Raw genomic sequence first — 9,376 nt, forward strand, 5'->3', positions numbered from 1 at the left:
GGGTGGAACCCATGTGTGCCTCAGGGACGTGGACCCGATGAAAATTTACCGCCATATCGAGACGTACGGGGTGACGCACATGTGCGGGGCGCCGGTGGTCATGAATATGTTGCTGCAAGAGTTGGGGCGACAGGAATTAACGCTGTCCCGCCCAACACAGTTCGCGCTGGGCGGCGCAGCGCCCCCCAGCAGTGTAATTCGAAAAGCGGAAGAGATCGGTTTTCAGATTACGCACCTTTACGGTTTGACCGAAACCTTTGGCCCGTCCGCATTGTGCGTGCCACAGCCCGAGTGGCAAGCCCTGCCGCTGGAGCAAAGAGCCTTGAAAATGTCCCGCCAGGGCGTCTCCACACACGGGCTGGACGAAATTGCTGTTCTTGATGTTGCCAGTGGCGAATCCGTGCCGGCCGATGGCAAAACCATGGGCGAAATCTGTATTCGGGGGAACACCGTGATGAAGGGGTATCTGAAAAACCCGGAAGCCACGGCCACTGCTTTTGCGAAAGGCTGGTTTCATACTGGCGACCTCGCTGTTATGCACCCTGATCACTACGTCGAGATTCGGGACCGCGCCAAGGACGTGATCATATCCGGCGGAGAGAACATCTCCAGCCTCGAAGTGGAAGAAGTGCTTTACCGGCACCCACAGGTTTCCGAGGCAGCCGTCGTCGCCATGGAGGATGACAAGTGGGGCGAGGTGCCTTGCGCGTTTGTCAATCTGGTTGAAGACGGCCAGGAGATAACCTCCGAGGACATTATAGGGTTTTGCAGGGAGCACATGCCGCATTTCAAGGCGCCCAGAAAAGTGATATTTGGTGAGTTGCCCAAAACCGCGACGGGCAAGATCCGCAAAAATATTCTCCGGGATTCGCTGTTCCCGTGACAGGTCTGACCGTGGTCAGAAGGAGGTTGCGATAGCGTCAAAAGCATTCTTAGCCATTGAAAACAAAGACAACAACGAAGGGGCACTAAAATGATAAAAACAAGCGCAAAAAAAATCCTGGTTGCGATGACCGCAGCCGCTACCATTGGTGCTGCAAGCACCAGCTACGCAGAGGAACCGATTCGCATTGGGGGTATCTACATTCTCTCTGGCAGTGCCGCCACCTACGGTGAGTTCGCCCAAAGGGGTATCAACCTCGCGGTGGATGAAATCAACGCCTCAGGCGGTGTTCTGGGTCGAAAAATTGAAATGGAATTTGAAGACAGCCAAGGCAAGGCCTCGGTAGCGATACAAGCCGCCCGAAAACTGGTTTACTCAAGCGGGGTAGACGCCTTGATCGGGCTGGACAGTTCCGGCGTAGCCCAGGGGCTGGTACCCACCATGCCAGAACTGCAAAAGCCCTTGATCATTACCCACGCAGCCACTCCGGATGCGACCGGCAAGCTGTGCAATTCGTTTACCTACCGTATTAGCGTAAACGTTGCCCAGAATATGAAAGCTGCGGCTTTGGTCGCCTCAAAACTTGACGCGACTAACTGGACGACGATCGGCCCGGACTATGCCTTCGGCCACCAATCGTGGGAGTTCTTTGGAAATTACCTCAAGGACATCAAGCCTGACGTCAATTTGATGTCAGAGACGAATTTTCCGCGTTTTGGCGCTGAAGATTTCACACCTTTCATTGATCGGGTCATGGACTCGGATGCGGACGGCGTTCTCATCTCCGTTTGGGGCGGCGATCTGGTGAACTTTGTTCGTCAGGCCAACAACCGCGGATTCTTCGACAAAGACTTTGAATTGCTGTTCACCGTCGGTGCAGCAACCGAAGTGTTGTCAGCCCTGGGTGACGAGATGCCTGAAGGCGTGCACCTTTCTACCCGGTACTGGTACGACGCTTACGATAACGCGGTCAATACTCACTTCGTTAAGGCGTATATCGATGCCTACGGCGTTCCGCCCAGCTATAACGCTGAAGGCGCTTACGCCGCCATTTATGCCTACAAAAAGGCAATTGAAGCCGCGGGTAATACCGACGGTGCTGCGATTGCAAAGGCACTTAGTGGGATGAGTCTGGACGCCCCGAACGGCACGATTACGTTCCGCAAAGGTGATAACCAGGCAATGGTGAGCCCCAACTGGGGTGTGTCAGGCCCTATGAATCCCGAATATGGTATTCGCACACTGATGGACTTGCAGATCTTTGACGGTGAAGAAGTGGCTCGTTCTGTTGAAGAGACCGGTTGCAAGCTCTGAATCAGAGTTTGCCTGAACGTTGCCGTGGCGCCCATCAGGAGCGCCACGGCAACGGCCCTAACGTAACGAGGGAATTTCATGTCTGGCATCGTATCGGCGTTGCTGAACAGTCTTGATATTGGCCTTCTGCTGTTCATTATTGCAGTAGGATTGAATATCGTGTTCGGTGTTCTGAATATCATCAATTTTGCGCACGGTGCGCTCTACATGCTGGGGGCGTACCTGGCATTCACTCTGATCAACATCGTAGGCATGCCCTTCTGGGCCGCCTTGCTGCTGGCGCCCCTGGGCGTGGTTATTTTGGCGGTGCTTATTGACCGGTTTTTACTGCGATTTATCTATTCCCGTGACATAGCAGACAGCTTGTTACTGACGTTCGCTCTGCTTTTAATCATAAACGAGAGCGTACGAATGATCTGGGGCAGTGGCATACAGGTTGTTCAGCCACCGCAGCTACTGGCGGGTTCGATGGAAATTTTGGGCAGTTCCGTACCGACATACAGCCTGTTTGTCATTGTTATGGGTCTGCTGTTATTGGCGGGGCTCTGGTATCTGTTTAACCGCACCCGAATTGGTCGAATCATGCGAGCGGCCGCCCTGGATCGCGATATGGCCGAGGTGTTGTGCATCAATACTCGCCTGGTTGTGACGGGCGTGTTTGCCTTTGGTGCCTGGCTCGCAGCGGTCGGCGGTGTGGTCGCAGCGCCTATGCGCGCGCTGGACCCTGGCATGGGGGACAAAATCATTATCGAATCGTTTATTGTCGTGGTTATTGGTGGCCTTGGAAGCTTTCCGGGTGCCTTGCTCGGAGCCATTGTTCTGGGGTTGATTCATGGCTTTGGCGGCCGTTACCTGCCGGAGGTAAACATGCTGCTGCCTTTCCTGGGAATGGCACTGGTTCTGTTGTTCAAACCCCACGGTATTATGGGCAAAGGGGCGAACGCATGAAGACCAAAATTCTGTTGGCCATTCTGGCCGTGGTGATGGTGGGGCTGATTGCGGTGCCTTGGATTGCCTCTTATTTTTATATTTTTATCTTCACTGAAATCCTCATCCTCGGGTTGTTTGCCGCCAGTTTTAACCTGGTTTTTGGCTACACCGGCATGTTGAGTTTCGGGCACGCGGCCTTCTTCGGTATCGGTTCCTACGCAATGGCACTGGTGTTGATTCATCTGGAGTGGCCGTTCCTGGTTAGCCTGCTGGCGTCCATGGGCGCTGCGGCGTTATTGGCGCTGGTTATCGGCTTTTTCTGCGTTCGTCTGAACGAGGTGTATTTCGCGATGCTGACCCTGGCCTTTGGCATGATGGTCTTTGCCATTGCGTATCAGTGGCGCTCCGTGACTAACGGAAGCGACGGGCTGGCTGGGTTTTCTCTGGGCTCATTCGGGTTTGGGCTTGATCTGACTCTGGGTAACCCGGCTGTTTACTACCACGTGGTTCTGACCATTGTCGCCATCGCCTCGGCCGTGCTTTATGTGATTTGCCGCAGTTCATTTGGAATGATTCTTCGGGCCATTCGCCAGAATCCAGAGCGGGTATCGTTTGCCGGGCTGAATGTGCGGACGTATCGATTGGTCGCTTTTGTGATTGCGGGAGCGTTCGCAGGGTTGGCCGGTGGCCTCATTGCCCCGTTCCTACGTGTCGCAAGCCCGGAACTTCTGCATTGGTCCATGTCGGCGGAGCCGATACTCATGGCTATTCTTGGAGGCACGGGCTACTTTCTGGGCCCATTCGCCGGCGCCGCCGTGTTCGTGCTGCTGGAAACCTGGATTACCAGTTTTACCGAATCCTGGATGCTGGTTCTTGGTATTATCCTCGCGCTGATGGTGATTTTCTTCCGCAAAGGGCTGCTGGGCACCATTCTTGATTGGTGGATGGAGGTAAAGAAATGATACATCCTATTCTCACTATCTCGAACCTCACCAAACGTTTTGGCGGCAATACAGCGGTCTCAGGCATCAATCTGGACGTCTTGCCGAAGGAAACGATTGCCATCATCGGCCCCAATGGCGCCGGCAAGACAACGTTCTACAACATGGTTTCTGGCCGAATGCAGCCCTCGGAAGGCAACATTGTGCTGGATGGTAAAGATATCACCGGCTTGCCACCGCACAAGATCAGCAGGTTGGGCGTGTCGCGGTCTTTCCAGATCAACAACATATTCCCCGAGATGACCGTTCAGGAGAACGTCGAGGTTGTGTTGTCTGCGTTTCACGGGCACGGTCGCAAACTGTTTAACATTGCGTCTCGTAACACGGGTATTCAACAGGAGGCGGTGGTACTGCTAAAGCGTCTGGGTATCGACAGCCTTAAAAGTCAGCGTGCCGAGGTTATCAGCTACGGCGACAAGCGCCTGCTTGAGATCGCGATGGTTCTGGCCACGCAACCGAAGCTGGTGTTGCTGGATGAGCCCACGGCGGGCATGACACCGGATGAAACCCGGCGTACCACACGGCTGGTCAAAAGTCTGGCTGAAAGTGGCGATTACACGTTCCTGATCACTGAGCACGATATGGACGTGGTGTTTGGCCTTGCGGATCGCATTCTGGTGATGCACCGCGGCGAGAAGTTGTTCGCGGGCACGCCTGAGGAAGTGAAAAACCACCCGGAGGTTCGCCGGGCCTACCTGGGCGAGGAAGACGACGATGTGATCGAGGAGACAAGCGCATGATTCTTGATGTTCGCAATATTCAGACGTTCTATGGCGAAAGCCAGGCTCTTCAGGGTGTTACACTTCAGTTAGAAGCGGGTGAAACGGTTTGCCTCCTCGGGCGGAATGGGTCAGGTAAGAGTACAACACTGAAAAGCATTGTTGGCCTTACCCCTCCAAGATCCGGCGAGGTGATTTTCGACGGCAAGCCTGTCCAGGGGTTTGCGCCCCATAGAATTGCCCGGGCCGGCGTTGGCTATGTTCCGGAAGATCGCAGAATATTCCCGGGCCTGACGGTTCGGGACAATCTTGAAGTGGCGGCTTATCAACGCAAAGGCACTGCCGCGCACTGGACCGTAGACGCGATCCTCAAGAAATACGAGATGCTGGGAGAGCGCGAGGGACAGGATGGCGCCACTCTGTCCGGGGGCCAACAGCAGATGCTGGCGGTAGCGCGTTCACTGATGATTCAGCCCAGATTGTTGCTTTTGGACGAACCCAACGAGGGGCTTGCGCCGGTTATCGTGCAGCAAATTGGAGAGTTGATTGACGAACTGAGCCATACCACAACCATACTGTTCACGGATCAGAGTGTCAGGTTCGCACTTAAACATGCCCGGCGGGCCTACATTCTGGAGAAAGGTCAGGTTGTGCATCAGGCCAGTAGCGACGAACTTCGAGCTGACCAGGCCGCCCAAGACAAATTCCTGTCAGTGGCCTGATTTCACCCGAATTTAAGACTGAAAGCTATGACTGAACGCTATGATCCAACACTATGATTGAGAGCTATGATTGAGAACTACGAAGCCTTCCGCGATGAGCTGAGTATGTCCCAAGAGGATGTGATTCGTGACGTTTACCGTCAGAATAAAGAGCGGATTAGTATAAAGAAGGAGGCCGTTGCAGTCAGGAATCTCACCCGAATTATTGAGTCAACGCTCAGGCTGGCCAATTCCAAGGGCTTTCATTCCATGACGTTAAGGGATTTGTGCGCGGATTCAGGAATGAGCATGGGTGGGCTTTACGCCTACATCAGCAACAAGGCTGACCTGATACACCTGATTCAAAGCCACGGTTTTATTATCACGCGCCGCACGCTTCTGCATTACACGAGTCAGGTGGATGATATACGGGATCGGTTTTTCGCGGCCATCAAGGCGCACCTGTATTTGAGTGAGCAAATGCGGGCCTGGTTTTATTTTTCTTACATGGAAGCAAAAAGTTTACCGGCCCCGGAAAAACGAGATGCGGTTGCAATCGAACTTGAAATTGAAGAAATCTTTCTGGATTTGATTGAAGCTGGCATCAAAGCCGAGATATACGAAGCCAAAAACGCGCGTCTGGTTTCCCTGATGACAAAAGCGTTGTTGCAAGATTGGTATCTGAAACGCCGAAAGTACCGTGATCAAAGCATTGGCGTTGATGATTATGCTGTATTTGTCAGAGATGTGATTGAAAACTATTTACTCTGGAAACATTGATTCTTTCCTGTGAGGACTGTAATGACTGAGATGACGTTAAGTTTGGCAAATCCGAAATTCTTGTGTGAAAGCGCTTACATCAACGGAAAGTGGGTGCAAGCCCAATCCGGTAAGGTTTTCTCAGTGTATAACCCTGCCAACGGAGAAAGCCTGGCCACGGTGCCCGACATGGGCGCAAAAGACACGGCGTTAGCTATTCAAGCGGCCGAGGCTGCATGGCCTGAATGGCGCGCCCGAACCGCCAAGGAACGTGCCAATGTCCTGCGCCGGTGGTTTGACCTGGTGATGCATCATCAGGAAGACCTGGCTCGGTTGATGACCGCCGAACAGGGCAAGCCACTTGCCGAGGCGCGGGGCGAAGTGGCCTATGGCGCGAGTTTTATCGAGTGGTTTGCCGAGGAAGCCAAGCGTGCCTACGGCGATGTTATTCCGGGCCACGGCCGAGACAAGCGGATTGTCGTTATCAAGCAGCCTATTGGCGTGGTTGCTGCCATCACGCCGTGGAATTTTCCCGTGGCGATGATTACTCGCAAAGTGGCGCCCGCGCTTGCAGCCGGTTGCCCGGTTGTTGTTAAACCTGCGGAAGATACGCCTTTGAGTGCCCTTGCGTTGGCAATGCTGGCAGAGGAGGCGGGGGTTCCTCCGGGCATTATCAACATCGTAACCTGCTCGAAAAATCACGCGCCCGAGGTGGGTGAAGAACTCACAACGAACCCCATTGTTCGTAAAGTATCGTTCACCGGCTCAACGCCCGTTGGCAAGTTGCTGATGCGCCAAGCCAGCGGCACGGTCAAAAAAGTGAGCCTGGAGTTGGGTGGCAACGCCCCGTTTATTGTTTTCGACGATGCGGATCTTGATGCGGCAGTCACCGGCCTTATGGCATCCAAATATCGCAACACCGGGCAGACCTGTGTTTGCGCCAATCGTGTCTATGTCCAGTCTGGAGTTTACGATGCGTTTGTCGAGAAACTGAAAACGGCTGTCAGCCAGATGGTTGTGGGTGCCGGTCTCGAAGGGGAGACGCAGCAGGGGCCGTTGATCAATCAGGCAGCACTCGACAAGGTCAAGCGGCACATTGCTGATGCGACGGCCAAGGGCGCGAAAGTGGTTCTGGGCGGTGAGGCACACGCGCTAGGGGGAACATTCTTCGAGCCGACCATCCTTACCAATGTAACACAGGACATGGTGGTGGCCAGTGAAGAGACGTTTGGCCCGGTTGCGCCGCTGTTTCGATTTGATACCGAAGAGCAGGCGATCGCCATGGCCAATGATTCAGAGTTTGGTCTGGCTGCGTACTTTTATAGCAATGACGTTAGGCGCATATGGCACGTGGCTGAGGCGCTTGAAACCGGCATGATCGGTATTAACGACGGAATTATCTCTACCGAGGCGGCGCCTTTCGGCGGCGTGAAAGAGAGTGGTCTTGGCCGGGAAGGTTCGCGATACGGCCTGGACGAGTTCATGGAACTCAAATACCTGTGTCTCGGCGGCATGCGCTAGTTGCCGGATTAAAGGAGAATTGCATGGCGGGCTCCCTGTCTCATCTACGCGTGCTGGACCTTTCCAGAGTTCTGGCTGGCCCTTGGGCCTCCCAGATTTTGGGAGATCTGGGAGCCGAGGTCATCAAGGTAGAGAGGCCACAAACCGGCGACGACACACGCTCATGGGGCCCGCCTTTTTTCCAGGGCGATGATGGCGCCGAGATGTCGGCTTATTTCCTGAGCGCCAATCGAAACAAGCAATCCCTTGCCATTGATCTGACCCACCCCGAGGGGCAGGCGCTGATTCGCAAGCTGGTCGCCGAATCCGATGTGGTGCTGGAAAACTTCAAAGTGGGCGGTCTAAAGCGTTACGGGCTGGACTACGAGAGCCTGAAGCGCGTCAACCCGAAACTGATTTACTGCTCGATCACAGGGTTTGGCCAGGATGGCCCCTATTCAAACCGTCCCGGCTATGATTTTCTGATTCAGGCTATGGGCGGGTTGATGAGCATTACCGGCCACCCTGACGGCGAGCCTGGTTCTGGCCCCATGAAGGTAGGGGTGGCATTGACAGACATCATGACCGGGCTCTACGCTACCATTGGTGTACTTGCAGCCCTGGCTCACAGGGATCGGACAGGGGAAGGGCAGCATGTGGAGGCCGCGTTGCTGGACGTTCAGGTAGCGTGTTTGGCGAACCAGGCCATGAATTACCTGACCACGGGCGAGGTGCCATCCAGAATGGGCAATGCCCATCCCAATATCGTGCCCTATGAAGACTTCCCCACGGCAGACGGCAACATGGTGCTGACAGTCGGCAATGACCAGCAGTTTGCCCGGCTTTGTGGCGTGCTCGGGAATCCTGAATGGGCCACCGACGAGCGGTTTGCGACGAACCGGGCCCGTGTGGCTAATCGTAAGGAGCTGATTCCGAAATTGAGACAAGCCACCGTTATGCGGTCAACCCGGGAATGGGTTGAAATTCTGGAAGGTGCTGGAGTGCCCTGTGGGCCTGTGAACACAATTGATCAGGTATTTGACGATCCACAGGTTAAGGCAAGAGGCATGCGCCAGGAAATAGTTCATCCGGGTTTGGGGATCGTGCCAACGGTCGGCAACCCGATCAAATTGAAACTGACGCCTGTGGAATATCGCACTGCGCCGCCGCTCCTGGGGGAGCAGTCGGCCCAGATTCTACAGCGAATTATAGGCCTTTCCGAGCAAGAGATAGAGGCGCTCCGAGCCAGCCGCGTGATTTCATAGCGTAATTCAAGCTGCAATGGTTATTATAAAAAGTAATGTGACAATCTGCTAAAAGTAGCTCGAATATAACCTTGGCCAAAGATTATTCAGGTCATTGGTTTCGCCCAGCGTAAAGGCCCACGCCATTGCGTTTTGAGTGCCCGGCAATAGGCATTCCCATGCTGGAGCCTTAGGGAAACGCTGATTAATTCAGCTTGAGCCTTGGATTTGATAAAATCAAACTCCCGATAATCGAACCGACCAGGAACGATCATGAAGCAGACGAGTTTCGCCCAAGCCGAGTTCGCCGCCAAGAAAAAGAAGA

At 54.2% G+C, this 9,376-nt stretch carries 10 protein-coding genes; 9 read left to right on the forward strand and 1 reads right to left on the reverse strand.

Annotated elements, in window-relative coordinates; genetic code table 11:
- The 9 genes from ENI00_RS08545 to ENI00_RS08585 all read left to right on the forward strand — a co-directional run.
- The coding region (locus tag ENI00_RS08545) for an AMP-binding protein (protein WP_304101344.1) at nt 1–883 on the forward strand (883 nt) is incomplete at its 5' end.
- 90 nt (nt 884–973) lie between these two features.
- Nucleotides 974–2,197 carry an ABC transporter substrate-binding protein gene (locus ENI00_RS08550; RefSeq protein ID WP_304101346.1) on the forward strand — a complete coding sequence of 408 codons (1,224 nt, stop codon included), beginning with the start codon at nt 974–976 and terminating at the stop codon, nt 2,195–2,197.
- A gap of 78 nt (nt 2,198–2,275) precedes the next feature.
- Nucleotides 2,276–3,145, forward strand: a complete 870-nt coding sequence (locus ENI00_RS08555) for a branched-chain amino acid ABC transporter permease (protein WP_304101348.1) — start codon at nt 2,276–2,278, stop codon at nt 3,143–3,145.
- Nucleotides 3,142–4,089, forward strand: a complete 948-nt coding sequence (locus ENI00_RS08560; RefSeq protein WP_304101350.1) for a branched-chain amino acid ABC transporter permease — start codon at nt 3,142–3,144, stop codon at nt 4,087–4,089. The genes ENI00_RS08555 and ENI00_RS08560 overlap by 4 nt, the downstream gene beginning before the upstream one ends.
- Nucleotides 4,086–4,868 (forward strand): ABC transporter ATP-binding protein, encoded by a 783-nt coding sequence (locus tag ENI00_RS08565; RefSeq protein ID WP_304101352.1) that lies wholly within the window; start codon nt 4,086–4,088, stop codon nt 4,866–4,868. The genes ENI00_RS08560 and ENI00_RS08565 overlap by 4 nt, the downstream gene beginning before the upstream one ends.
- Nucleotides 4,865–5,569, forward strand: coding sequence for an ABC transporter ATP-binding protein (locus tag ENI00_RS08570; RefSeq protein WP_304101353.1), 705 nt, complete (start codon nt 4,865–4,867; stop codon nt 5,567–5,569). Before ENI00_RS08565 ends, ENI00_RS08570 begins: the two co-directional genes overlap by 4 nt.
- Before the next feature lie 66 nt (nt 5,570–5,635).
- Nucleotides 5,636–6,328 (forward strand): TetR/AcrR family transcriptional regulator, encoded by a 693-nt coding sequence (locus ENI00_RS08575; RefSeq protein WP_304101354.1) that lies wholly within the window; start codon nt 5,636–5,638, stop codon nt 6,326–6,328.
- Between the two features lie 30 nt (nt 6,329–6,358).
- On the forward strand, nt 6,359–7,828 hold the full coding sequence (locus ENI00_RS08580) for an NAD-dependent succinate-semialdehyde dehydrogenase (protein ID WP_304101359.1): 1,470 nt from the start codon (nt 6,359–6,361) through the stop codon (nt 7,826–7,828).
- Between the two features lie 23 nt (nt 7,829–7,851).
- The gene (locus ENI00_RS08585; protein ID WP_304101356.1) at nt 7,852–9,072 is read left to right on the forward strand and encodes a CaiB/BaiF CoA transferase family protein; all 1,221 of its coding nucleotides are present in this window, start codon (nt 7,852–7,854) and stop codon (nt 9,070–9,072) included.
- Nucleotides 9,073–9,158: 86 nt separating this feature from the next.
- Here ENI00_RS08585 and ENI00_RS08590 read toward each other — a convergent pair.
- A partial coding sequence (locus tag ENI00_RS08590; RefSeq protein WP_304101357.1) for a hypothetical protein occupies nt 9,159–9,376 on the reverse strand: 218 nt, incomplete at its 5' end.

This window comes from Marinobacter antarcticus (assembly GCF_011049865.1).
GTDB classification, from domain to species: domain Bacteria; phylum Pseudomonadota; class Gammaproteobacteria; order Pseudomonadales; family Oleiphilaceae; genus Marinobacter; species Marinobacter antarcticus_A.